Raw genomic sequence first — 23,572 nt, 5'->3', positions numbered from 1 at the left:
CGGCCGGATGAGGGGACGCGGTGCGCGGTGCGGTCAGGGGGTGAGCTTCGAGGCGTGGTACGGGGACCAGTGCCACTGGCGCCAGTAGCTCTCCGCGATGTCCACCCACTCCTCCAGGCGTGTGGCGCTGTCCAGGAAGCGGGAGGCGCTGACCACCAGCCAGCTGTAGACGGCCTGGCTGTCGCGGCAGCCGCCGCACTCCCCGGACGTGCAGCAGAACTGCAGCGACTCGTAGTCGGCGCCCCAGGCGGCGAAGCCCGGGATCACCGGGTTGCCGTTGGCCACCCGCTCCTCGTGGTCGGGGTGGTCGACGCTGAGGCTCGGGCAGACGTCGTACCCGAAGCGCGCGCCCCAGTGCGAGGTGCCGGTGATGAGGCTGCGGATGAAGTACGGGTGGCTGACCACGGCCTCCGGATACGCCTCCTTGACCCGCAGGGCCTCTTCGAGGACGCGACGCTCGTTCTCGATCCGCAGCGGGTTGTCGGTGCCGTGCTCGCTGTAGAAGTTGAAGGTGACGATGTTGCCGTTCTCGGCGATCTTGCGGACGGTCGGTTCGAGGTACGGCAGCCCGTCCTCGGCGAGCGCGAAGATGAACAGGACCCGCGGATCGTCCTTGTAGTGCGAGAGCGCCGTGTCGAACAGGCCGGTGAACTTGGAGCCGTTGACCCGGATCGCCCGCAGGTCGTCGTCGAGCGGCCCGCCGCCGAAGATGCTGACGGCCACCGCGATGTGCTCGAAACCCTGCACGGGCATCGGACGCAGACCGTTGGTCGAGATCGTGATGTACGGCAGCTCCTCGACGAAGGCCTCCACCCGGCGCAGCACCAGGGTCGGCTCGCCGCCGATGAGCGTGGCCTGGTTGACCCCTTCGTCCCGCAGCCGGCGCGCGAAGGCGCGGATCTTGTCGACGTCGGACAGCTCGCGCACGGCGGTGTCGAAGCCGCCCTCGAAGTACCAGCAGCCCTTGCAGCGGATGTTGCAGGTGTTGGTGAGGTGGACCTCGCACGAGCGGACCTCACGGCCGAGACGGCGCAGCCGGTGCAGGCGCTCGGCGAGATCGGGGCGTTCGGCCAGGAGGGCGGCGGTGCGCTCCTTCGCCTCACGGCGGCCGAGCGGGCGCGGGGTGATGGTCAGGGGGGTGGCCATGGGGGTGCGGACTCCTCGGTCGGACTGCTGCTCGGTGTCTCTCTCTCGCGCTCGCGCTCTCTGGCCGTACGGGCGGGCTTCTCGGCGTACGGGGGGCTGCTCGGGATCGGCGGCGCCGACGGCCCGGCGGACGGGGGCTGTACGGTGTGCGGGGCTTCTTGGCGTACGCGGCCTTCTTGGCGTACGGGGGCTGTTCGGGATCTGCGGCGCCGACGGCTCGGCGGACGGGGCTGCTCGGCGTACGACGCTGCTCGGCGTACGGGTTGTTCGATGTGCCGGTTACTCGGGGACCTTCAGGCCGAGGTTCTCGATCCGCGGGGTGACCTTCGCCCGCCAGATGTCGCGCGCCTCCCCGTTGGTGGTCTGCCGGAGCCCGAAGCGGACCGCGAGCTTCGACCTCTCCGAACGCGCGCTCCCGAAGATCCGGTTGAATCCCGGCCACAATCGGTCCAGACCCTGCTGGAGTTCCTCACGGCCCTCCTCGGTGCGGGCGAGATTCCGGCAGACACGCGCGCCGTGCGCGATGTGCACCTTCTCGTCGAGAATGATCGTGCGCACCGCCTCGGCCCACGGCTTGTAACTGCTCTGCGCGAATTCCGAGATCATCACCATCGCGGTCTCCTCGCCGATGTACGAGAAGATTCCGCGCTCGGCCCAGGTCGTGCAGGTGTGGAACTCGTGGCCGGCGAAGAGATCACGGTCGGCGAGCCGCTGCTGTTCCATGTATCCGGTGTCCACACCGATGTCGGCCAGGATCCTTTTGCCGATCTTGTAGTGGTCGTACTCCTCGACGGCGCGCTCCGCGCACACCTGCCGTTCCTCCGCGTTCGGCGCGAGCGGCAGGAACACCTGGATGTAGTCGTCGGCGCCGGACAGTTCACCCTCGGTGTTGACGATCATTCCCCGGACGGCGATCTCGCGGTAGTCCTCGGGCATGGCGAGGAATTCCTCGGGGGTGCGGACGACGACTGCCTCGTCGACGGGAACGGAAGATGCCATGGTGATCCACTCGCCTCGCTCGTTCGACTTCGACCCGAAAGACCGCCGCCATCGCGGCGGAGACCGCGGACATCGCGCTGGAGACCGCGGACATCGCGGTGGTGGAACGGTCGAACGCTATCCACGGGGCAGCCGCTGCATCAATGAGACCGAGGACCGGAATGGCCGATTTCCCCGAGTCGTTCACGGCGTGCGGAGAACCGGATCAAGAACCGCTCGCGGCGCGTCGGACAAGGCCGAGAAAGATCACCCCGGCCTTCCTCCCCGGTATCGACCAGCGAGAAGGGCGGGGGAGGGCAATCCTCCGAATTAGTCGCCCGCGGCCGATTTTCCACGGCCCGCAGAGTGGCCGGATCGCACCCGAATCAGGCCTGGAATTCACCTTGCAACGGCCTCGAAGAGTGTCAACTCGGCCACGCCCGGCGGGAATCGAACGACCTGGACACCGTCTTGAATCTCTATATGCTGGCGCCATGCTTTCTGCCGCCTCCGCGCCCGCGAACGCCACCCCCTCCACGTCTGCCGCCCCCTCCGTGCCCGCGCCGGCCACCGCCTCCCGGCTGGCCAACGTCGGCTCGTCGCCGGTACGGGAGATCCTGGCGCTGACGGCACGGCCCGAGGTGATCTCGTTCGCCGGAGGCCTGCCCGCCCCCGAGCTGTTCGACATCGCCGGGATCCACGCGGCGTACGACCGGGTGCTCACGGAGAACCCGCAGGCGGCCCTCCAGTACTCGACGACCGAGGGCGACCCGGAGCTGCGCACCGCCATCGCCGCCCGGCTCACCGCGCGCGAACTGCCCACGGACGCCGACGACCTGCTCGTCACCACCGGCTCGCAGCAGGCCCTCACGCTCCTCACCACCGCGCTCGTCGAACCGGGCAGCGTGGTCCTCGTCGAGGACCCCTGCTACCTCGCCGCCCTGCAGACCTTCGGCTTCGCCGGCGCCCGCGTCGTCCCGGTGCCCACCGACGACCAGGGCATCCTCCCGGACGCCCTGGAGGAGATCGCGGCCCGCGAGCAGGCCACCCTCCTCTACATCGTCCCCACCTTCCAGAACCCCACGGGCCGCACGCTCCCCGCCGAGCGCCGCCACGCGGTCGCCGAGGCCGCCGCACGGCACGGGTTCTGGATCGTCGAGGACGACCCGTACGGCGAGCTGCGCTACGACGGCGAGCGCGTCCCCGCCATCGCGGCCGACCCGGTGGCGGCCGACCGCACCGTCCTCCTCGGCTCCTTCTCCAAGGTGATGGCCCCCGGCCTCCGGCTCGGCTTCCTGCGCGCTCCCGCCGGGCTGCGCCGCGCCTGTGTGATCGCCAAGCAGGCCGCCGACCTGCACACCTCGACCATCGACCAGGCCGCCGCCGCACGCTATCTGCGCGACAGCGACCTCGACGCGCACGTCGCGGTGATGCGCGCCGCCTACCGGGAGCGCCGCGACGCGATGCTCGAAGGCCTGCCGACCGCGCTGCCCGAGGGCAGCCGCTGGAACAGGCCGGAGGGTGGCATGTTCATCTGGGTGACCCTCCCCGCCGGCCACGACGCGACGGCCCTCCTGAAGACCGCCGTCGGCCACGAGGTGGCGTACGTGCCGGGGGCGCCGTTCTTCTGCGGCGAACCGGACCCGGGCGCGATGCGGCTGTCGTTCACGACGCACTCGGCCGACGAGATCGGGGAAGGGCTCCGCCGGCTGGCGAAGAGCTTCGTCCGATGAGGGACGCCGGGGCTCCGACGGGGCAGGTGCGCGTTCCGGCCCCGGCTGCCTCCTTCGAGGCTCCGGGCACGCTGTCGCCGGACGAGCTCAACGCCCTCGTCCAGCGGCAGTTCCCGGACTACGCGGCCTGCCGGGTCACCGACGCGAGCGGGACGCACCTGCTCATGGAGGCGGACGGGGCCCGGCTCCGCACCCGGCCCGGCGGCACGATCTCCGGCCCCGAACAGGCCGGTCTCGTCGATCTCGCCGCCTTCCTCCTGATCAACGCCCGGCTCGGCCGCCCCACTCCGATGGCGCTCACCACCTCGCTCCAGATCAGCTACCTCAACCGCCCCCGGCCCGGGCTGCTCCGCACCCACGCGCGCATGGCCAAGTTCGGCCGCCGCCTCTGCGTGGTCCTCGCCGAACTCACGGACGAGGCAGGCGATCTGGCGGCCTCCGCCACCGTGACGTACTCCGTCCCCCCGGCGGACGCGGGCCGGCGTACCGGCTGACGCCGGGCCGCCCGCCGTCCGCCACCCGGGTCATCACCTCGTGTCGTTGTTGGGCCGAACGGGTGAGGAGCGGGAGGATGGGCCCATGAGTAGGTACGAGAGGTACGACGTCACCGACGAGCAGTGGGAGGGCCTCGCCCAGGTCGTGCCCCTGCGCGGCCGTGACGAATGGCCGTCCAGGGTCGACCACCGCACGATCCCCGAGCAGTACGAATCCGCCGAGCAGCGCCGTATGGTCGTGCTCCGCGTGCAGGTCTTCGCCGACGCCCGCGAGGTCGCCGAGTACCTCATCGCCCAGATCCCGGTGCTCCTCGATCTGACGAGCGCCGACACCGAGGTCGCCAAGCGGATCCTCGACTTCAGCAGCGGCGTCGTCTTCGGCCTCGGCAGCGGGATGCACCGCGTCGACCGGAACGTCTTCCTGCTGGCCCCGGCCGGCACGGAGGTCGAGGGAGCGGAGGGCGAGGACGAGGACGGTGTCGTGGGCGGCCGGACCGCCGGCGTCCCCCGATCGTAGGAAGGTCATCTCGCCGTAACGGTTCGTCAGGGAATGATCTGCGTACGGTCCGGGCATGGACCTCACCGGCGGCTCCACGCTCGCCCGCACGTCAGACACCTCCTCCTCCGACGTCGTTCCTTCCTCAGTTCGTTCTTCAGCCGCCAGTGCCGGCTCGGCCGGTACTGACTGCGCCAGTAGCGCCTCTGCCAGTACTGCCTCTGCCGGTACTGCCTCGGTCGGCTCTTCCTCCGTTGGCTCTTCCTCCGTCGGCTCTTCGTCCGTCGGCTCGTTGCCGGTCGGTGATCCGCCTGCCGGCGCTTCGCCTGCGGGTGTTTCGCCCGCCGGGTCCTCGTTTGCCGGGTCTTCGTCCGTCGCCCCTGCTTCCGGGGCGCTTGGTTCCGGGTCCGGCGCCGCAGGGCCGCGCGTGTCCGGACCGCGTACGTCCGGACCCCGTGCCTCCGTCCCCGAGGCGCGGCGTCCGGTCGCGGCGGAGGGGCGGGGCGGCGGGCCGCGTGCCGCCCGGCCCGCCGTCACCGAGCTGCGGCTGTCCGCGTTCGCCGGCCACCGGTCCGCCGTGCACGCACTCGGACCGGTCACCCTCTTCACCGGGCCCAGCGGCAGCGGCAAGTCCACCACCCTCCGGGCGTACGAGGCTCTGGCCAGGCTCGGCGCGGGCGACACGCTCGACGAGGTGTTCCCCGACGCCGCCGACTGCGTCCCCGAGCGCGCCCGGCCCGACGCCCAGGGCAGGCGCGGCTTCCGGATCGGCTGCACGGTCGACGGACCCGAAGGCCCCGTCCACCTGGACCTCGCCGTGCAGGCCGAGCCACGGCTCAGGATCGTCGGCGAACGGCTCACCGGCCGGGGCCGCACCCTGCTCGCCACCGCGCTCCGCGACCCCGGCCGGAGCGCCGTACAGGCCGAGTGGCACACGGCGGGCGCCACCCCCGTCACCCGGGCCCCGTTCCCCGACGACCTGCTCGGCACGGCGCTGCTGCCCCTGCGGGTCGCGGGCAAGACCCAGGGGCAGCGGGAGGTCCTGGCCGCCGCCGAGCAGGTGGTCATCGGGCTGCACTCGGCCTTCGCCTGCGATCCCCGGCCCGAAGGGATGCGGACCCCGGTGCCGCCCGGCGAGGGGCGGCTGCGGCGCGGCTGCGACAACCTGGCCGAGGTCCTGCACCGCACCCACACGGCCTGCCCGCGCCGCCACCACCGCCTCGCGGCCGTCGCCGGAGCGGGCTGCACGGGACCCGTCACCGGCGTCGGCGTGCAGGAGCTCCCGGAGGGGACCGTCCGCGCGGTCCTCGAACGCGGCGGCCGGCCCGCGACCCCGCTCGGCCGCCTCGGTGACGGCGAACTCCGCTACCTGGCCCTTGCGCTGACCCTGCTCACCGGCCCCGGAGTCCTGGAGATGGACCGGATCGCCGAGGTCCCGGACGCCATGCAGAGCCTCACGCTGCTCACCGACGGCCTGGACCGGGGTCTCGACCGGCGGCAGGTGGGGGAACTGCTGCGGCTCGCGACGGGCATCGCCGCCGACGGTCACATCCGGCTGACGGGCACGGTCGGCGAACGGGCGGCGGAGGAGGCGCGCCGGACGCCCGGGGTGACGGTGGTAGACCTGAGCGGGTGACGGACGACAAGGACATGAGGGGCGGTGGCCCGGTGGGCCACGACGTGGCGGGGCTGCAGCGCAGGCTGGCCGAGTTCGCGGCGGCGCGGGACTGGCAGCCCTACCACACGCCGAAGAACCTGGTGGCGGCCCTCAGCGTGGAGGCGGCCGAACTCCTGGAGATCTTCCAGTGGTTGACGCCCGAGCAGGCGGAGCGGGTGATGGACGACCCGGAGTCGGCGCACCGGGTCGCCGACGAGGTGGCGGACGTGCTCGCCTACCTCCTCCAGTTCTGTCAGGTGCTCGGGGTCGATCCGCTGGAGGCGCTCGCGGCCAAGATCGACCGGAACGAGGTCCGATTTCCGGTCCGGAGGCGGGACGGAGGGGGTGAGGGCGGAGCCGCGGAGGGGGATCGTCACTCTTCGGAGTGATCGACTTTTCCCCGTCAGGCTTCCTGTCCACAGATTTCCGAATTCCTCTGGTGTCGGGGCTCAGGCGGCCTCACGCTGGGTAGTGGACTGAGTGGGCAGTAAGTCGTACGAACGGGGGCGGCGTTGATGGAAGCGGAGCGACTCATCGCGCTCGGCCGGCACGCACTGGCGGAGAGCGGGACAGCGCAGGACATCGTGGCGGAGGCCTGGCAGGCCCAGGCGCTCGCCCAGGCGATAGGGAGTCATCTCGCGCTCTGTGGACCGATGGAGCTGCGTGGCGAGGCGCGGGGGCTGAGTGAGATCGGGGAGTACCCGACCTGGGGCGCGGCTGGGCCGCGTGCGGCCCAGCTGACCGAAGTCGCCGACCCGAGCGGGGCGTTGACCGCGCTCGGGGAGCTGCTCGGGGAGGTGGGGATCGCGCTCGTGGGAGTGGCCTGCGCCACCGACGAGGAGGGGCTCTACTGGCAGTGCATCGAGGCCATCGACGCCGCCGACGAGTCGAGCGACCGGGTGCGCGGGATGCTGCGGCGCCTCGCCGTGCGGGACGGGGAGCGTGCCCGCCCGCCCGACCCCGCCCGAGGCCGAGCGGGCCCGGGGCGGGGCCCGTCGTGGTAGGGGTGCGCGGGGTGTTGCGAGCCGTGGCGGTACTGGGCGGGCCCTGGTGCTCGGGTCGGTGCTGCTCGGGACCGTGCTGTACAGGGCCGTGGTGCTCGGTTCGGTGTCGGCCGGGGCCCTGGCGCCCAGGGCCGTGGTGCTCGGGGTCGTGGTGTCCGGGTCAGTGCCGACCGGGGTCGCGGTGTCCGGGTCAGTGCCGGCCGGGGTCGCGGTGCTCGGCGGCGGGGTACTGGGCGCCGGAGCGCTGCGGCTCGGGCTCCCGCTGCGACCCGGGTTCCGGGGAGTGACGGTCGGACGTGGACTGGAGGTCGGCGTCCAGCTGCGAGAGGTCGGCGGAGAGCGCCGCCATCAGCTCCTCCATCTGCTGGAGCAGGCCCTTGGGGGCGCCGGCGTCCTTCTGCTGGGGCACGGACTGCGGCACCGGCTGTTCGGGCACTGCCCGCTCCGGTGCGGCTTCCTGGGACATGGCGGCCTCCTCGGCCCGGGTCCCGCCGCCGAGGACGGGACCGTGAGAGAGACGCACCGGCAGCGGCCGCCGGCACGCGGGCCGGGCGGTCCGGCTCCGCCCGAGCCAACGACGGGTGCCGGGCCCCGGTCACTGGCCAGGGCGGACGCGGCCCGCCAGGGGGCCGGATATTCACCCGACCGAGCCGGTGCGGACGGAGAGCTGACGAGCAGGTTGACAGGCACCCGACGGTGCAGGATGGAGGTATGGATCTTCGCATTTTCACCGAACCCCAGCAGGGAGCCGACTACGACACCCTCCTCACGGTGGCCCGGGCCACCGAGGAGCTCGGATTCGACGCCTTCTTCCGCTCCGACCACTACCTCAGCATGGGGTCCGCCGACGGGCTGCCCGGGCCGACGGACGCCTGGATCACCCTGGCGGGCCTGGCCCGGGAGACGAAGAGGATCCGGCTCGGCACGCTGATGACGGCCGGCACCTTCCGGCTCCCCGGAGTCCTCGCCATCCAGGTCGCCCAGGTGGACCGGATGTCCGGCGGCCGGGTCGAACTGGGCCTGGGCGCGGGCTGGTTCGAGGAGGAGCACAAGGCCTACGGCATCCCCTTCCCGAAGGAGAAGTTCGGCCGCCTGGAGGAGCAGCTGGCGATCATCACGGGGCTCTGGGAGACCGAGGTCGGGAAGACCTTCGACTACGACGGGGAGTACTACCAGCTCACCGATTCGCCCGCGCTGCCCAAGCCGGCCCAGTCCAGGGTCCCGGTCCTGATCGGCGGGCACGGCGCGAGCCGCACGCCACGCCTCGCCGCGCGGTACGCGGACGAGTTCAACATCCCGTTCGCCTCCGTCGAGGACAGTGAGCGGCAGTTCGGCCGGGTCCGGGCCGCCGCCGAGGCGGCGGGGCGACCGGCCGGAGACCTGGTGTACTCGAACGCGCTGGTGGTCTGTGTCGGCAAGGACGACGCCGAGGTGGCCCGCCGGGCCGCCGCCATCGGCCGGGACGTGGCGGAGCTCAAGGCGAACGGGCTGGCGGGCTCGCCCGCCGAGGTCGTCGACAAGCTCGGACGGTACGCGGCGATCGGCTCCTCCCGGGCCTACCTCCAGGTCCTAGACCTGGACGACCTGGATCATCTGGAGCTGATCTCCGCCCAGGTCCAGTCGCAGCTGGGATGAGCGGAGAGACACGATGAGACCGGTCCGTACGTTCGCCGAAGCCCTCGGGGCGGGGGTGCTCGCCCTCGACGGCGGGCTGTCCAACCAGCTGGAGGCGCAGGGCTTCGACCTCTCGGACGCGCTCTGGTCCGCACGGCTCCTCGCCGACGGGCCCGAGCAGATCGAGGCGGCCCACGCGGCGTACGTGCGGGCCGGTGCGCGGGTGCTGATCACCTCCAGTTACCAGGCCACGTTCGAGGGCTTCGCCCGCCGGGGCGCGGGCCGGGAGGAGGCGGCGGGGCTGCTCGCACGGAGCGTGGAGCTGGCCCGGGCGGCGGCGGAGACGGTGAAGGGGGAGGTGTGGGTCGCCGCGTCCGTCGGACCGTACGGGGCGATGCTCGCGGACGGCAGCGAGTACCGGGGACGGTACGGGCTGTCCGTGGGGGCGCTGGAAAGGTTCCACCGGCCGCGGATCGAGGTGCTCGCGGGGGCGGCGCCGGACGTCCTGGCCCTGGAGACCGTTCCGGACGCGGAGGAGGCCGAGGCGCTGCTGCGGGCGGTCGAGGGGTGCGGGGTGCCGGTGTGGCTCTCGTACACCGTCGAGGGCGGGCGGACCCGGGCCGGGCAGGACCTGGCGGAGGCCTTCGCGGTCGCCGCGGGGAACGAGCAGGTCGTGGCGGTCGGGGTGAACTGCTGCGACCCGGCCGAGGCGGGGGACGCCGTGGAGCTCGCCGTGGCCGTGACCGGGAAGCCGGCTGTGGTCTACCCGAACAGCGGGGAGCAGTGGGACGCCCGGGCGCGGGGCTGGCGCGGGGACATGGCCTTCGACCCGACGCGGGCCCTCGAATGGGCCGCAGCGGGAGCCCGACTCATCGGCGGCTGCTGCCGCGTCGGCCCGTCCACCATCGAGGCCCTCGCCGAGACCCTGGCGGCACGGGGCGGTGACGGCACCGACTGAGGCCCGCGATCCGGGGTCCGGCTGTGGCTGGGCCCCGGGGGCCGGTCTCGGGGCCGGGTCCCGGGGGCCGACTGAGGCCCGCGATCCGGGGTCCCGCTGCGGCTGCGCCCCTGGGTCTGGCCGAGGTTGGGCCCCCGGGGCCGGTCGGGGCCGGGGTCCGAGGTCCGGGGTTCGGTGGGGCGGAAAATGCCTGGTGGGGTGGGGAGGGGCGCACCATACTCGAAGGTGTGTTCCTGACGATCAGTACAACCGGCAACCCGGAGCGACCCGCGACCGATCTCGGCTTTCTGCTGCACAAGCATCCCGAGCGGGCGCAGGCGTTCTCGACCTCGCACGGCACGGCGCACGTCCTCTACCCCGAGGCGACCGCCGAGCGGTGCACCGCGGCACTTCTCCTGGAGGTGGACCCCGTGGCGCTGGTGCGCCGCGGCAAGGGCAAGGGCCGGGGCGGCGCCCCGGACTCGGCGCTCGCGCAGTACGTGAACGACCGGCCCTACGCGGCGTCCTCGCTGCTCGCGGTCGCGCTCGCGAAGGTCTTCAAGACCGCGCTGCACGGGGAGTGCAAGACGATGCCCGAGCGGGCCGCCGCGCCGCTGCCGCTGCGCGTCGAGGTCCCCGCGCTCCCCGCCCGGGGCGGCGCGGAGCTGGTGCGGGCGCTGTTCGGGCCGCTGGGCTGGGACACGGTGGACGCCGAACCGGTGCCGCTCGACGGGGAGTTCCCGGAGTGGGGCGACTCGCGCTACGTGCGGCTGGTCCTGGAGGGCGAGCTGCGGCTCGCGGACGCCCTCAACCACCTGTACGTCCTGCTGCCCGTCCTCGACGACGCCAAGCACTACTGGGTCGCGCCCGACGAGGTCGACAAGCTGCTGCGCGCCGGTGACGGCTGGCTGGCCGGCCACCCCGAGCGGAAGCTGATCACCGCCCGCTACCTCTCGCGTCGCTGGGGTCTGGCCCGCGCGGCGACGGAGCGGCTCGAACTGGTGCGGCTCGCCGAGGCCGAGGGGCTGGACGTCGAGGACGTCGACAACGCCGTCGACGAGACGGCCGACACGGAGGAGCGTCCGGTGCCGCTCGCCGAGCAGCGGCGCGAGGCGATCCTCGGCGTCCTCACGGCGGCGGGGGCGAGCCGGGTGCTCGACCTCGGCTGCGGGCAGGGGCAGTTGGTGCAGGCCCTGCTCAAGGACCCGAACGTCACCGAGATCGTCGGTGTCGACGTGTCCGAGCGGGCCCTGGGCATCGCCGCGCGCCGGCTGCGGCTGGACAGGATGGGGGAGCGGCAGGCCGCCCGCGTGAAGCTGACGCAGGGCTCCCTCGCGTACACCGACAAGCGGCTGGCCGGCTACGACGCGGCCGTGCTCAGCGAGGTGATCGAGCACCTGGACCTGCCGAGGCTGCCGGCCCTGGAGTTCGCGGTGTTCGGCTCGGCACGGCCCCGTACGGTCGTCGTGACCACGCCGAACGTCGAGTACAACGTGCGCTGGGAGTCGCTCCCCGCCGGACACGTCCGGCACGGCGACCACCGCTTCGAATGGAACCGGGAGGAGTTCCGGGACTGGGCGGCCGGCGTGGCCGCGCAGTACGGGTACGGGGTCGAGTTCGCCCCCGTGGGACCGGACGACCCGGAGGTCGGGCCGCCGACCCAGATGGCCGTCTTCAGCCGTACCGACACCGAGAAGGAGGGACCGAGATGACCACCGAGACCCGCACCCTGCCCGTCACCGACCTGTCCCTCGTGGTGCTCGTCGGTGCCACCGGTTCCGGCAAGTCCACCTTCGCCCGGCGCCACTTCAAGCCGACCGAGATCGTCTCCTCCGACTTCTGCCGGGGGCTCGTCGCCGACGACGAGAACGACCAGTCCGCCAGCCGGGACGCCTTCGACGTCCTCCACTACATCGCGGGCAAGCGCCTCGCGGCCGGCCGGCTGACCGTCGTCGACGCCACCAACGTGCAGCAGGAGGCCCGGCGTCAGCTCGTCCAGCTGGCCAGGACCCACGACGTGCTGCCGATCGCGATCGTCCTCGACCTGCCCGAGGAGGTCTGCCGCACCCGGAACGCCGCCCGGCCCGACCGGGCGGACATGCCCGCGCACGTCATCCAGCGCCACCGGCGCGAGCTGCGTCGCTCGCTGCGCGGGCTGGAGCGCGAGGGCTTCCGCAAGGTGCACGTGCTGCGTTCCGTGGCGGAGGTCGAGGCCGCCGAGGTCGTCCTGGAGCGTCGCTTCAACGACCTGCGGCACCTCACCGGCCCCTTCGACATCATCGGCGACATCCACGGCTGCCGCTCCGAGCTGGAGACCCTGCTCGCCAAGCTCGGCTACGTCGACGGACACCACCCCGAGGGGCGGACGGCCGTCTTCGTCGGCGACCTCGTCGACCGGGGACCCGACTCGCCGGGTGTCCTGCGCCGGGTCATGGCGATGGTCGCCGCGGGCGACGCCCTGTGCGTCCCCGGCAACCACGAGAACAAGCTCGGCCGGTGGCTCAAGGGCCGGAAGGTGCAGGAGACGCACGGTCTCGCCGAGACCATCGAGCAGCTGGGGCACGAGAGCGAGGAGTTCCGGGCGGAGGTCGGACGGTTCATCGAGGGGCTCGTCAGCCACTACGTGCTCGACGGCGGGAACCTCGTCGTCTGCCACGCCGGTCTGCCGGAGAAGTACCACGGCCGGACCTCCGGGCGGGTGCGTTCGCACGCGCTGTACGGGGACACCACGGGCGAGACCGACGAGTTCGGGCTGCCGGTGCGCTACCCGTGGGCGGAGGAGTACCGGGGGCGGGCCACCGTCGTCTACGGGCACACGCCCGTGCCGAACACCTCCTGGATCAACAACACCCTCTGCCTCGACACCGGGGCCGTCTTCGGCGGCAGGATGACCGCGCTGCGCTGGCCGGAGCGCGAGCTCGTGGACGTACCGGCCGAGCGCGTCTGGTACGAGCCGGCGCGGCCGCTCGCCACCGAGGCGCCCGGCGGGCACCAGGGACGCCCCCTGGACCTGGCCGATGTGCACGGGCGGCGGACGGTGGAGACCCGCCACCTCGGGAACGTCGCCGTGCGCGAGGAGAACGCCGCGGCGGCCCTGGAGGTCATGAGCCGGTTCGCGGTCGACCCGCGGCTGCTCGCCTACCTGCCGCCGACGATGGCGCCGACCGCCACCTCGCGCATCGAGGGGTACCTGGAGCACCCGGCCGAGGCCTTCGCCCAGTACCGGGCGGACGGCGTCGAGCGGGTCGTGTGCGAGGAGAAGCACATGGGATCCCGGGCGGTGGCCCTGGTCTGCCGGGACGAGGACGCGGCCCGCGAGCGCTTCGGCGTCAGCGGGGTGACCGGCGCGCTGCACACCCGTACCGGACGACCGTTCTTCGACGACTCGACCGTCACCGAGGAGGTGCTCGGCCGGCTGCGGACCGCGATCGGCGCCGCCGGGCTCTGGGACGAGCTCGACACGGACTTCCTGCTGCTCGACGGCGAGCTGATGCCGTGGTCGCTCAAGTCGGCCGGGCTGCTGCGCGCGCAGTACGCGGCGGTCGGCGCGGCGTCCGGTGCCGTCTTCCCCGGCGCGGTCGCCGCCCTGGAACAGGCGGTGGCCCGCGGGGTCGAAGGGGTCGACGGGCTGCTCGCCAAGCAGCGGGAGCGGGCGACGGACGCGGCGGCGTTCACCGAGGCGTACCGCCGCTACTGCTGGCCGACCGAGGGGCTCGAAGGCGTGCGGTTCGCGCCCTTCCAGCTGCTCGCCGCGCGCGGGCGCTCGCTCGCGGCCGTGCCGCACGACGAGCAGCTCGCGTGGCTCGACCGGCTCGTCGAGCACGACCCGACCGGGCTGCTCCAGGTCACCCGCCGACTCGTCGTCGACACCGGCGACGAGGCCTCGGTCCGCGCGGGCACCGACTGGTGGCTGGAGCTGACGGGTGCCGGCGGCGAGGGCATGGTCGTCAAGCCGCTGGCGGCGCTGGTACGGGACGCGAACGGACGCCTCGGGCAGCCGGGCGTGAAGGTGCGCGGCCGGGAGTACCTGCGGATCATCTACGGCCCCGAGTACACCCGCCCGGAGAACCTGGAGCGGCTGCGGCAGCGCTTCCTCGGCCACAAGCGTTCGCTCGCCCTGCGCGAGTACGCACTCGGCCTGGAGGCCCTCGACCGCCTTGCCGAGGGCGAACCGCTCTGGCGAGTCCACGAGGCCGTCTTCGCGGTCCTGGCCCTGGAATCGGAACCGGTCGACCCGAGGCTCTGACCTCGCCGGGCGCCCGCACGCCCGGCCCGGATCCCCTGCCGGACCCCGGGCCGGCGCTGCGCGGCGAAGCGTGGATCCCGGCCGGTGTTCGCGAAGGCTTCACGAAGGCTTCGCGAAGCCTGCCGGGCCGCGCTCACGGGGGGCGCAGGGGTGGCGTCAGCGGCGCTCCCCTGCGCCCCCCGTGCTCGTTGACGCGTTTCTTCCGTACCCTCTAGCGTTCTTCACCCCATGACGTGACACAGCGTCAATTGTGTGGCGCTGTACGCCACATGAGGTGGGAACACACACGCGAACGCGCCGGTCGGCCACCGGCGGACGGTCTTCCCCGGAGGGCCCGCGGACGGTACGGGGGTGAGCGGCGATGAGTCTCTTCGGCCAGGACCGCTCCTTCCTCCACGCCCTCCCCGCGGCCGACCGGCGGTCGCTGCTCGCCGAAGGCGCCCGGCGCGTCTACGAACCCGGGGAGGTGATGATCCGCGAACGCGACACCAGCGCCTACGTCCTCGCGCTGCTCTCCGGCTGGTCCGTCGTCTCCGTCGGCACCGAGCGCGGCTCCCGCCTCATCCTCGCCCTGCGCGGCGCGGGCGAGGTCGTCGGCGACCTCGCCGCCGTCGACCGCGGCCCGCGCAGCGCCAGCGTCACCGCCCTCGGCACCGTCGAGGCCGTGGCGGTCTCCGGCGACCGGTTCCGGCGCTTCCTCGCCGCCCGCCCCCACGCCACCGCGCTGATCATGCGCCAGCTCGCCACCCGGCTGCGCAGCGCCGACGTCGAGCGCCGCGCGCTCGCCTCCGAGACCGTCCTCCAGCGCCTCGCCGCCCGCCTCGTCGAGCTGGCCGAGCGCGCCGGACGGCGGGCCGACGGCGGCACCGTACTCGACCTCCCGCTGCCCCAGCACGATCTGGCGGCGGCCATCGGAGCCACCCGGGAGGCGGTGGCCAAAGCCCTGCGCCTGCTCCGGGAGCAGGACGTCGTCCGCACCGCGAACCGCACCGTCGTCGTCATCGACATGCGGGTCCTGGTGCTGCTCGCGCAGGGGCGCGCACGCCCCGGCGGAAACCCGGCGGACGAATCTCCGCCGGGTGTGTAAACGGCTACATCGCCGGTCGCGGAAGGCGGCCAGTCTGAACACACGCACCACCACGGCACCACACACAGGGAGTCCGAGAGTGAGCAGTGCGGAAGTGAACGGGGTAGCGGGCGGGATCCACCGGTTCGTCGTGTTCGGCGACATCGTGGGCTCCGGGACCCTGGGCATGGCCGAGAAAGAGCTGCACCGGGCCGCGATGTACGCCGCCTTCGACGAGGCGTACGGCTCCGTCGGCGTCGAACCCGGCACCTTCCACCAGGAGGACCGGGGGGACGGCATCCTCGCCGCCCTGCGCCCCGACGTGCCGCCGACCCTCATGGTCGGACGGTGGATCGACACCCTCTACGAGAGCCTGCGTGCCCACAACACGGGCCGCAGCCGGCGCTTGCGGCTGCGGATCGGCATGAACGCCGGGCTCGTCTCCCAGGACGCGCACGGGCTCGTCGGACGGGCCGTGGACCTCGCCGCCCGGCTCTGCGACAGCGCCCCCGCCAAACGGATCATGACGGAGAGCCCCGAGGTCGACCTCCTCGTCGTGGTCTCCGACTGGCTGTACGGGAACGTGGTCGCCGAGGGCGGGCGCTACGTCGAACCGGCCCACTACCGGCCGGCCCGCGTCCGGTCCAAGGAGACCGACGAGACCGCGTGGTTCCACGTACCGCGCAGCACCGCCCCGCCGTTGACCGCGTCCGAGGAGGGTTCACGGACCGGCGTTTCCGAGGGGGGTTCACGGACCGGCGTTGGGCCGTCGCGGGGGGACGGCCCAACGCCTCCGACCAGCAGTGGGCACCGTACGTTCCACGTCGGGGGAGACCTGCTCGACGTCCACGGCAACACCATCCACGGGGACTTCACCGGCATCCGGAAGGGCCCGGGCGCGGGGGCGGGTGAATCTCAGTGAGCGACGACGACGAGTCGGCCACCGGGAACGACACCTCCGACTCCGGCCACGACCGCGACGATCGGGGCGATCGGGGGGACGCACACGATCGGGGCGGCGACCGGGGTGACCGAGGCGGTGACCGGGGTGACCGCGGTGATCGGGGTGACCGTGGGGGCCGGGGCGGCGATCGCGGCGACCGGGACAGGGACCGCGAGCGCGGCGACCGGGACCGCGACCGGGACCGCGGCGACTCCGCCGGCGAGCAGTCGCGCGAGCCGAGCGTCTTCGACAACGCCGACCGGGGGCCCCTCGGCGGCGAGAGCGACACCGGCGGCGCCGCCACCGCGCTTCGGGCCGTCCGCACCTGGGCGGGCGCCGGGGCCGACCGTCTGACCACGATCCACGGCGACGGCACCGTCTTCGAGGGCAACCAGATCTTCGCCCTGTACGGCTCCGACCGCTCCCTCTTCGTCCAGGGCCCCGTCCCGCCCGAGACACTCGACCACCTCGGCCGGGTGTACTGCGCGACCGCCGGGTACGCCCGGATGCGGGACCGGCTCCGCGACCACCGGGTCCTCGTCCTCTGCGGCGAACCCGGGAGCGGCCGCAAGGCCACCGCGCTCGCCCTCCTCGACGAACTCACCGGCGGCAAGGTCTTCCGCCTCGATCCCCGGCACGGCGTCGACGAGATCACCGAGGACGTCCTCCAGGAGAGCGGCGGCCACCTCCTGGAGCTGCTCACCGAGGACGTCCGCACCGAGAGCGAGCCGCGCCCCGGCCGCGGCGAGCACGGCGCCGCGGCCCGCCGCCCCGCCACCCGCCTCTCCGAACTGCACCTCGACCGCTTCGGCGAACTGCTGCGCGGCCGCGACGCGTACGGGGTCGTCCTCGTCGAGAACGGGGAGCTCGCCGACCGGCTCCTGCGCGGCCGGTACGGGATGTACTGCGCGCCCCCGCCCGCCGACGAGGTCCTCCAGCGCCACCTCTGGCACCTGCTGCGCGCCGAGCCCGACGGGGCCCTCGGCGCCGCACGCGCGCGTGCCGGGCGCCCGGACGTCGTGCGGGCGCTCGGCCTGGAGGAGCTGCGGCCCCGTGAGGCCGCCCGGCTCGCCGACCACCTCGCCCGGCACTGGCGCGGCGAGATGACGGACGAGCAACTCCTCGCCGAATGCGCCAGTTTCGTCCGCTCCCAGGCCCGCGAGTGGTTCGCCGGCGCCGACCGCCCCGGCGCGCTCCCGGAGGCGCTGCCCGTCCTGAACGCCGGCGCGTTCCGCGTCGCCGTCGCCGTCTTCGACGGCTCCGCCTACAGCCTCGCCGCCGAGGCCGCCGAACTCCTCGCCTGGGAACTCGCCGTCACCCTCGACCCCGACCACGCCCCCGGGCGGCGCCTGTTCGGCACCCACGCCGAACACCGGCCCGTCCAGGCCCGGGCCGTCCTGGAGGACGGGGAGCTGGACCTCGGCCCCGCCAAGGTGCCGGTGCGGGCCGTCCGCTTCCAGGGCGAGGCGCTCGCCGGCGCCGTCCTCGGCGAGATCTGGCATGGCTACCACAACGTCCGCGGCCCGGTCGCCCGCTGGCTGCGCGTCCTGTGCGACGACCCGCGCCCCGAGGTGTGGGTCCGCGCCTCCGTCGCCGCGGGGGTGCTCTGCTCCTGGGACTGGATTCACGGCTTCCGCGAGCTCGTGGTGCCGCTGGCGGTGACGGACGAGCCGAGGGCCCGGATGGCCGCCGCCACCGCGCTCGCCGAGGCCGCCCGCGACCCGCGCGTCCGGCCCGCGGTCGCCGCCGTGCTCAAGGACTGGGCCGGATCCGGCGAGGACACCCTCGTGCGTACGGCACTGCTCGCCCACGGCTACGTCCTCGCCGCGGGCAGCGTTCCCGGCTCGCTCGACGCCCTCGCCCGGGTCGTCAGGAACCGCGAGGCGACCGACGTCGACGTCCTCGTGCCCGCCTCCTTCAGCGTCGCCCGGCTGCTCGCCACCGGAGAGCCGGAGCCCGTCCTGCACCGGCTCCACCAGTGGCTCGAAGACGGCCGGCTCAACCTCGCCAACCTGGTCCACCTCGCCGTCATCCGTGCGCTGAGCACCCGGACCACCCACCTGTGGGGGCTGCGCGAGGTGCCCGAACTCGACGAGCACGCGGCCCGCCCCCTGCTCGTCGCGCTGCTCGCGACCCGGCCCGCCCTCGCGCCCGAACTCGCGCGGCTGCTGCGGCACACGCTCGCCACGGCCCGTTCCGGAGAAGCGGCCCTCGAAGCCCTCGGCGGCATGCTCCGGCGCGCCGCGAAGGACCCCGAGGCCCTCGGACACGTCCGCGCGTTCCTGCCGCGCCTCGCGGTGGACCGCCGCGACCGGGACCGGCTCAGGGGACTGCTGAACGAACTGGTCCGGGACCGTGACCGGCCCCTGGACAGAAGCGCGGCGCGCCGGATGTGGGACGCCGTGACGGAAGGAGCGAACCGATGACCGGGCCCGAGCAGAACAGGAACGCGCGGCCGGACGAGCGGGCGCGCCGGTACGAGCAGGACCGCGACGAGCGCGAGCGGTACGACGAACGGGACGGCCGGGAGCGGCAGCAGTACCAGGGACGCGACGGGCGGGAGCGGTACGAGGAACGGGACCGGCGGGAGCGGCAGCGGTACGAGGAGCGGTACGAGCGCCAGCCGTACGAGCGGCAGAACGGCGGCCGGGACTCCGGCGGCCGCGACGGGGACGAGGACCCGGACCTCGACCTCGACCGCGTACGGGAAGAGGAGGCGGAGCAGTCGCGCGGCCCGGCGCGGCGGCACGCGGCGGCCACCGGCGGATCCGCCGCCTCCGGACGGCCGCGCGGCCCCCTCATCGGCGAGTACGCGCCCCCGTACCGCCGCCGCAGCGGCAAGGTCGCCGCCGTCCTCCTCTACCGCAACGGCGGCCACCGGGTGGTCTGGCCGGACCGCACCGAGGACGTCAACAAGCCCCTGTTCGGCTACCCGTACACGATCTTCGAGGTGCGGCTCGGACGCAACGTCACCGAGTTCCGGCTCCAGCTGCCGGCCGCCGGGGACGGCGTCTTCTTCGACGCCGTCGCCAAGGTCCAGTGGGTGGTGACCGACCCGCACCTCGTCGTCCAGGAACAGGTCGAGGACGTCGCCGAGCTGCTCCACGACGAACTGCTCGACGGCCTGCGCAGGCTGTCCCGGCGGTTCCGGATCACCGAGGCGCACCGCGCCGACGAGGCCGTGCGCGAGGAACTCGCCGCCGGCCGGCTCAGCTTCGGCCGGGACATCGGGCTGCGGACCCGGGTCCTCGTCTTCATCGACCTCGACGACTCCGTCAAGGCCGAGGTCTCCCGCCGGGACATCGTCGGCGTCACCATGGAGGCCGACGAGCGCGTCGCCGAGGCCGAGCGGCGCAGGGAGGCGGCGGACCGCGCCCTGGTCGCCGAGCGCGCCCGCGAACTGGAGGCCCTCTTCCGGCGCGGAGACCTGGCCCAGATCGCCCACCACATGGCGATGCACCCCGACAAGCAGTGGGAGATCCGCACCCAGCTCCAGCAGGAACGGCGCGAGGGCCAGGAGGACTACCTGCGCGTCTTCAGCCGGCTCCTGGACACCGGCGTGCTCGAACGGCACGACATCGGCGAGCAGATGTACCAGGTGCTCATGTACCTGCGGTCCCAGACCGGCGGCGTCCTCGGCGGTATCACCGACCGGGTCCTCAACCCCTCGGGCGACGCCCCGCGGCGCCGCCGCGCCCTGGGGGAGGGCTCCCCGGAGCCGAGCGAGCCGGACTGGGACGAGGACCACCGGGACCCCCGGCGCGGACCCCGGGACGAGGACCACCGGGACCCCCGTCGCGCGCCCCGGGAGGAGGACCACCGGGACCCCCGTCGCGGGCCCCGGGACGAGGAGCACGGCGAGGCCCCGCGCGAGCCCAGGGTCTACGAACCGACCCGCGTCGAGTCGGGCTCCGAGAGGGAGCGGGGGAGGTCCCGAGCCCGTCGCGACGACCGGTTCGACGACGGCCGCGACCGGTACGAGCCCGACTCGTACGAGCGGAACGACCGCTACGACCGCGACGACCCCTACGACCGGGACGTGCCGCGCCGGCCGCCGACCAGGTCCACCCGGCCCAGCTCCGATTTCGACGACTGGGACGACGAATGAGCACCCCGGACCCCGCCCCCGTCCCTGTACCCGTCCCCGACCGGGCACCGGCGCCCACGCCCCTACCCGTACCGCCCTCGGAACTGCGGTTCATGGCCGAGCGGCTCCTCGCCACCGTCCGGGAGGACATCGGCCGGGCCGACACCAAGGCCGCGATCCTGCTCTCCGGCGCCCTCGCCTTCCTCGCCGTCGTCTTCTCCGGGGACCGCGCCCCGCTGCCCACGGCCGGCACCGGACTCGCGTTCCTCCTCGCGGCGGGCGCGCTGTGGACGGCCGGGGTCCTGATGCTCGTCTCGGTGGTCCTGCCGCGCACCAGGATCGGCGCGGACCGCACCCTCCTGCGCGAGCTGGCGGCCGGCCCGTCCGCGCCCGCGCTCAGGGAGCGGCTCGGCGCGTCCGGCACGGACGCCACCGACTGGCTCCTCGAACAGGCCGGCGTGCACGGGCTCGTGCTCGCGGCGAAGTACCGGTGGCTGCGCCTGGGCGTGCTCGCGCTCGTGCTCGGCGCCCTCCTGGCCCTCTTCAGCGAACTGTGGTGAGAGAGAAGATGCAGTGGAACACCAAGGGGAGCTCCCTGCTCCTCGCCGGGGCGCTCCTCGCGCTCTCCGGCCCGCTCGGGGCGCCCACCGCCTCGGGCGCGGCCGCCGCCGGGGCCCTCGACCTGCCCCGTACAGCCCTCACCGCAGCCGGGGCCGCCGGGACACCGCGTACGCTCGCCGAGTCCGCCGCCGGGGCCGCAGGAACGCCCCGTACGCTCGCCGGATCCGCCGCCGGGGCCCCCGGCACGCCCCGTACGCTCGCCGGATCCGCCCACGCGGCCGCCGGCACGCCCCGTACAGTCGCCGACCCCGCTGAGGGCCCCGACCCGCTCGACTTCGCCGTCGTCGTCGACCAGTCGGCGAGCCTCGCCGACAAGGACCTGGCGCGTGAGACCGAGGCCGCCGCGCTGCTCAGCCAGGGCGAGATATCGGAGCGGTCCCGGGCCGCCGTCATCGGCTTCGGCAGCTCCGAGAAGCCCGGCCAGTCGCCCGTGCGCGACGTCTGCACGCTCACCGTCGCCGACGCCGCGGGCCGCGATCACCTCAGCAAGTGCGTCCAGGAGCTGGGCCGCCGCGACGCCGCCCGCATGGGACCCGGCACCGACTTCCCGGCCGCGATCCGGCAGGCCGTCACCCGCCTCACGGAATCCCGGGCCGCCGGGAGCGGGGCGAAGACCCCGGCCGTGCCCAAGGTCGTCTTCCTGCTCACCGACGGCAAGCTGGACGTCGCCGACAGCCCCGAGTACGGCACCGACCGCGACACCCGCCAGTCCAACGGCGCGCGGCGGCTCACCGAGGAACTCGCCCGCGCCCGCGCCGCAGGCGTCCAGATCTGGCCGCTCGGCTTCGGCAGCGAGATCGACCGCTCCGCGCTCACCGCGATGGCCGAGGGCGGCTACCGGGGCGCCTGCTCCGACGTCCCCGGCTCCGTCCCCCGCATGCGGGTCGTCGGCACCTCCGCCGAGATCGACAAGGCGCTCCAGGAGACCTTCGCCGCCGCCCGCTGCGCCCGGATCGCCCAGGGCACCGTCGGGAAGCCGCCCGCCGACCTGACCGTGACCATCCCGCCGATCGCCACCGACGGCTCCCTCACGGTCGCCAAGCACGACCCGAAGGTGCGGGTCACCTACTACGACCCGGCGGGCCGCAAGGTGCCCGTACGGGGCGAGTTCGACGGCTCGACCTTCGAGGTGAGCGGCCAGGACGGGCCGGTCGAGGCGCTGCGCGTGAAGGACCCGCTGCCCGGCGCCTGGCGCGTGCACATCGAGGCGCCGGAGGGCCACCGCGACCGGGAGGTCGCCGTCCGGGCCATCTGGCAGGGCCGCCTCCGCTCCGACGTCACCCTCGACCCGGCGTCCCCGCGCGCGGGGGAGAAGGTCACCGTGCAGGTGCGGATGCAGACCCGGCGCGGGGTCGTCATCACCGATCCGCGGCAGCTGGCCGGTCTCACGGCCTCGGCCGAGGTCGCCGGCGCGGGTTTCGCGCCCTTCACCTTCACGCTCGCCGACGACGGGCGGGCGCCCGACGCGAAGGCCGGGGACGTCCGGTTCACCGGCACCTTCACCCTGCCCGCCGGGGCCACCGGCGACCTGGAGCTCGTCACGCGCATGGCGGCGCCCGGCATCACCTCCGACCGGCGCCCGGTGCACGCCCGGCGCGGCCCGGACGCGCCGGTGCTGACGGCGGGGCTCGTCGTCGACCGCGTCACCGTGCACCCGGGAGGCACCGTCCGCGGCACCCTCGACGTCACCAACAACGACTCCGCGCCCCACACCCTGCGGCTCGCCATCCAGGACCAGACGCCGGGCACCGAGCTGACCGTCGCCCCGACGCAGGTCACCGCGCTCGACGGCCGCAGCACCCACGTCCCCTTCACGGTGACCCTCGCCCCCGGCACGGCCCTCGGCGAACTCGGCGGCCGGATCGCGGTCGTGGACACCGGCGACGGCGACACCGTCCTCGACACCGCCTTCCTGGACGTCCTCGTGGTGGCGCCGCCCACCTGGTGGGACCGCTGGTGGAAGGCCGTGACCGGCGGCGCCGTCCTCGTCCTCGTCGTCGCCGTCCTCACCGGCATCCGGCTCCTCGCCCGGCGCCGCCGCCGCGACCTCACCGGGGTCAGGCTCGAACTGCTCGACGACGACCGGTCCCTGTTCGAACTGATCATCCGCAAGGGGCAGAGCCAGAACGGAACCTTCGCGTTCACCGTCGACGAGCCGTACGGAGGCTCGCCGATGCTCCGCGCGGTCCGCGGCTCCGCCGCCTCCACCGCCCACGTACTGCGCCGCAACGGCTCCGGCGAACTGCTGCTGCGCCCCCGGGGCGCCGGGCAGGTGCCGGTCAGGCCAGGCGAGCCGATCGGTCTGGGCGAGCACGAACTCATCGTGCGGGACGGGCGCGTGCCCACCCCGCGGAGGATCCGTACCCCCCGACGGCGGCCCGACCCCGGCACCGGATGCGGCGGCGGCACCGGCCCCGGCCCCGGCCCGGGCACGGACCCCGGCACCGGCAGCGGCCCCGGTACGGGATCCGGCACCGGTTCCCCCTCCGGGGCGGGCGGGTCCGGCGGGTCCGACACCTACGACGTGAACTTCTGAACGGGCACCGAGGA

At 73.9% G+C, this 23,572-nt stretch carries 19 protein-coding genes; 16 read left to right on the top strand and 3 right to left on the bottom strand.

Annotation, left to right across the window (positions count from 1 at the left end):
- Window positions 1–33: 33 nt before the first annotated feature.
- Both AC07AW_RS29430 and AC07AW_RS29425 read right to left on the bottom strand, forming a co-directional pair.
- Entirely contained in the window at window positions 34–1,146 is a 1,113-nt protein-coding gene (locus AC07AW_RS29430) for a radical SAM protein (protein ID WP_478818481.1), read from the bottom strand.
- A gap of 279 nt (window positions 1,147–1,425) precedes the next feature.
- Window positions 1,426–2,145 (bottom strand): Phenylacetic acid catabolic protein, encoded by a 720-nt coding sequence (locus tag AC07AW_RS29425; protein WP_177181612.1) that lies wholly within the window; start codon window positions 2,143–2,145, stop codon window positions 1,426–1,428.
- A gap of 473 nt (window positions 2,146–2,618) precedes the next feature.
- Between AC07AW_RS29425 and AC07AW_RS29420 the strand changes: the two genes are divergently transcribed.
- The 6 genes from AC07AW_RS29420 to AC07AW_RS29395 all read left to right on the top strand — a co-directional run bounded on the left by AC07AW_RS29420 (window position 2,619) and on the right by AC07AW_RS29395 (window position 7,508).
- Window positions 2,619–3,857 (top strand): aminotransferase-like domain-containing protein, encoded by a 1,239-nt coding sequence (locus AC07AW_RS29420; RefSeq protein WP_478818480.1) that lies wholly within the window; start codon window positions 2,619–2,621, stop codon window positions 3,855–3,857.
- The gene (locus AC07AW_RS29415; protein ID WP_478818479.1) at window positions 3,854–4,351 is read left to right on the top strand and encodes a PaaI family thioesterase; all 498 of its coding nucleotides are present in this window, start codon (window positions 3,854–3,856) and stop codon (window positions 4,349–4,351) included. The genes AC07AW_RS29420 and AC07AW_RS29415 overlap by 4 nt, the downstream gene beginning before the upstream one ends.
- An 85-nt stretch (window positions 4,352–4,436) precedes the next feature.
- Window positions 4,437–4,868, top strand: coding sequence for a cell division protein SepF (locus tag AC07AW_RS29410; RefSeq protein ID WP_392157365.1), 432 nt, complete (start codon window positions 4,437–4,439; stop codon window positions 4,866–4,868).
- A 406-nt stretch (window positions 4,869–5,274) separates the two neighbouring features.
- Window positions 5,275–6,483: an AAA family ATPase gene (locus AC07AW_RS29405; protein ID WP_478818478.1), complete on the top strand. Its 1,209-nt coding sequence runs from the start codon at window positions 5,275–5,277 to the stop codon at window positions 6,481–6,483.
- 14 nt (window positions 6,484–6,497) lie between these two features.
- Window positions 6,498–6,893 carry a nucleotide pyrophosphohydrolase gene (locus AC07AW_RS29400; protein ID WP_478818619.1) on the top strand — a complete coding sequence of 132 codons (396 nt, stop codon included), beginning with the start codon at window positions 6,498–6,500 and terminating at the stop codon, window positions 6,891–6,893.
- 126 nt (window positions 6,894–7,019) lie between these two features.
- Window positions 7,020–7,508, top strand: a complete 489-nt coding sequence (locus tag AC07AW_RS29395) for a DUF6099 family protein (RefSeq protein WP_478818477.1) — start codon at window positions 7,020–7,022, stop codon at window positions 7,506–7,508.
- Between the two features lie 190 nt (window positions 7,509–7,698).
- Here the strand turns inward: AC07AW_RS29395 and AC07AW_RS29390 are convergent, their stop codons facing one another.
- Entirely contained in the window at window positions 7,699–7,974 is a 276-nt protein-coding gene (locus AC07AW_RS29390; protein ID WP_478818476.1) for a hypothetical protein, read from the bottom strand.
- Window positions 7,975–8,219: 245 nt separating this feature from the next.
- Here AC07AW_RS29390 and AC07AW_RS29385 point away from each other — a divergent pair, with 245 nt between their 5' ends.
- The 10 genes from AC07AW_RS29385 (at window position 8,220) to AC07AW_RS29340 (ending at window position 23,558) form a co-directional block, all read left to right on the top strand.
- Window positions 8,220–9,143, top strand: coding sequence for an LLM class F420-dependent oxidoreductase (locus AC07AW_RS29385; protein ID WP_478818475.1), 924 nt, complete (start codon window positions 8,220–8,222; stop codon window positions 9,141–9,143).
- Between the two features lie 13 nt (window positions 9,144–9,156).
- Window positions 9,157–10,080, top strand: coding sequence for a homocysteine S-methyltransferase (gene mmuM, locus AC07AW_RS29380; RefSeq protein ID WP_478818474.1), 924 nt, complete (start codon window positions 9,157–9,159; stop codon window positions 10,078–10,080).
- 227 nt (window positions 10,081–10,307) lie between these two features.
- A complete protein-coding gene (locus AC07AW_RS29375) occupies window positions 10,308–11,771 on the top strand; it encodes a 3' terminal RNA ribose 2'-O-methyltransferase Hen1 (protein ID WP_478818473.1) in 1,464 nt (487 codons plus the stop codon).
- Entirely contained in the window at window positions 11,768–14,305 is a 2,538-nt protein-coding gene (locus AC07AW_RS29370) for a polynucleotide kinase-phosphatase (protein ID WP_478818472.1), read from the top strand. The genes AC07AW_RS29375 and AC07AW_RS29370 overlap by 4 nt, the downstream gene beginning before the upstream one ends.
- 361 nt (window positions 14,306–14,666) lie before the next feature.
- Window positions 14,667–15,392 carry a Crp/Fnr family transcriptional regulator gene (locus AC07AW_RS29365; protein ID WP_399698973.1) on the top strand — a complete coding sequence of 242 codons (726 nt, stop codon included), beginning with the start codon at window positions 14,667–14,669 and terminating at the stop codon, window positions 15,390–15,392.
- A gap of 79 nt (window positions 15,393–15,471) precedes the next feature.
- Window positions 15,472–16,293 carry a nucleotidyl cyclase domain-containing protein gene (locus AC07AW_RS29360; protein WP_478818471.1) on the top strand — a complete coding sequence of 274 codons (822 nt, stop codon included), beginning with the start codon at window positions 15,472–15,474 and terminating at the stop codon, window positions 16,291–16,293.
- Complete coding sequence (locus AC07AW_RS29355) at window positions 16,290–18,740, top strand: hypothetical protein (protein ID WP_478818470.1); 2,451 nt, start codon at window positions 16,290–16,292, stop codon at window positions 18,738–18,740. Before AC07AW_RS29360 ends, AC07AW_RS29355 begins: the two co-directional genes overlap by 4 nt.
- Window positions 18,737–20,422: a hypothetical protein gene (locus AC07AW_RS29350; protein WP_478818469.1), complete on the top strand. Its 1,686-nt coding sequence runs from the start codon at window positions 18,737–18,739 to the stop codon at window positions 20,420–20,422. The genes AC07AW_RS29355 and AC07AW_RS29350 overlap by 4 nt, the downstream gene beginning before the upstream one ends.
- The gene (locus AC07AW_RS29345) at window positions 20,419–20,961 is read left to right on the top strand and encodes a Pycsar system effector family protein (RefSeq protein ID WP_478818468.1); all 543 of its coding nucleotides are present in this window, start codon (window positions 20,419–20,421) and stop codon (window positions 20,959–20,961) included. The genes AC07AW_RS29350 and AC07AW_RS29345 overlap by 4 nt, the downstream gene beginning before the upstream one ends.
- The gene (locus AC07AW_RS29340; RefSeq protein ID WP_478818467.1) at window positions 20,958–23,558 is read left to right on the top strand and encodes a VWA domain-containing protein; all 2,601 of its coding nucleotides are present in this window, start codon (window positions 20,958–20,960) and stop codon (window positions 23,556–23,558) included. Before AC07AW_RS29345 ends, AC07AW_RS29340 begins: the two co-directional genes overlap by 4 nt.
- Window positions 23,559–23,572: the final 14 nt, after the last annotated feature.

It is taken from the genome of Streptomyces sp. NPDC044003, from assembly GCF_056435185.1.
The sequence above is the reverse complement of the archived record's forward strand: the minus strand, read 5'-3'. Positions and strand labels throughout refer to the sequence as shown.

What these genes read in the sequence shown, in the direction of transcription:
- AC07AW_RS29410 (WP_392157365.1), top strand. Translation starts at nt 4,437, where the DNA reads ATGAGTAGGTACGAGAGGTACGACGTCACCGACGAGCAGTGGGAGGGC.
- AC07AW_RS29365 (WP_399698973.1), top strand. Translation starts at nt 14,667, where the DNA reads ATGAGTCTCTTCGGCCAGGACCGCTCCTTCCTCCACGCCCTCCCCGCG.
- AC07AW_RS29420 (WP_478818480.1), top strand. Translation starts at nt 2,619, where the DNA reads ATGCTTTCTGCCGCCTCCGCGCCCGCGAACGCCACCCCCTCCACGTCT.
- AC07AW_RS29390 (WP_478818476.1), bottom strand. Translation starts at nt 7,974, where the DNA reads ATGTCCCAGGAAGCCGCACCGGAGCGGGCAGTGCCCGAACAGCCGGTG.
- AC07AW_RS29430 (WP_478818481.1), bottom strand. Translation starts at nt 1,146, where the DNA reads ATGGCCACCCCCCTGACCATCACCCCGCGCCCGCTCGGCCGCCGTGAG.
- AC07AW_RS29395 (WP_478818477.1), top strand. Translation starts at nt 7,020, where the DNA reads ATGGAAGCGGAGCGACTCATCGCGCTCGGCCGGCACGCACTGGCGGAG.
- AC07AW_RS29385 (WP_478818475.1), top strand. Translation starts at nt 8,220, where the DNA reads ATGGATCTTCGCATTTTCACCGAACCCCAGCAGGGAGCCGACTACGAC.
- AC07AW_RS29370 (WP_478818472.1), top strand. Translation starts at nt 11,768, where the DNA reads ATGACCACCGAGACCCGCACCCTGCCCGTCACCGACCTGTCCCTCGTG.
- mmuM (WP_478818474.1), top strand. Translation starts at nt 9,157, where the DNA reads ATGAGACCGGTCCGTACGTTCGCCGAAGCCCTCGGGGCGGGGGTGCTC.
- AC07AW_RS29350 (WP_478818469.1), top strand. Translation starts at nt 18,737, where the DNA reads ATGACCGGGCCCGAGCAGAACAGGAACGCGCGGCCGGACGAGCGGGCG.
- AC07AW_RS29345 (WP_478818468.1), top strand. Translation starts at nt 20,419, where the DNA reads ATGAGCACCCCGGACCCCGCCCCCGTCCCTGTACCCGTCCCCGACCGG.
- AC07AW_RS29400 (WP_478818619.1), top strand. Translation starts at nt 6,498, where the DNA reads ATGAGGGGCGGTGGCCCGGTGGGCCACGACGTGGCGGGGCTGCAGCGC.
- AC07AW_RS29425 (WP_177181612.1), bottom strand. Translation starts at nt 2,145, where the DNA reads ATGGCATCTTCCGTTCCCGTCGACGAGGCAGTCGTCGTCCGCACCCCC.
- AC07AW_RS29415 (WP_478818479.1), top strand. Translation starts at nt 3,854, where the DNA reads ATGAGGGACGCCGGGGCTCCGACGGGGCAGGTGCGCGTTCCGGCCCCG.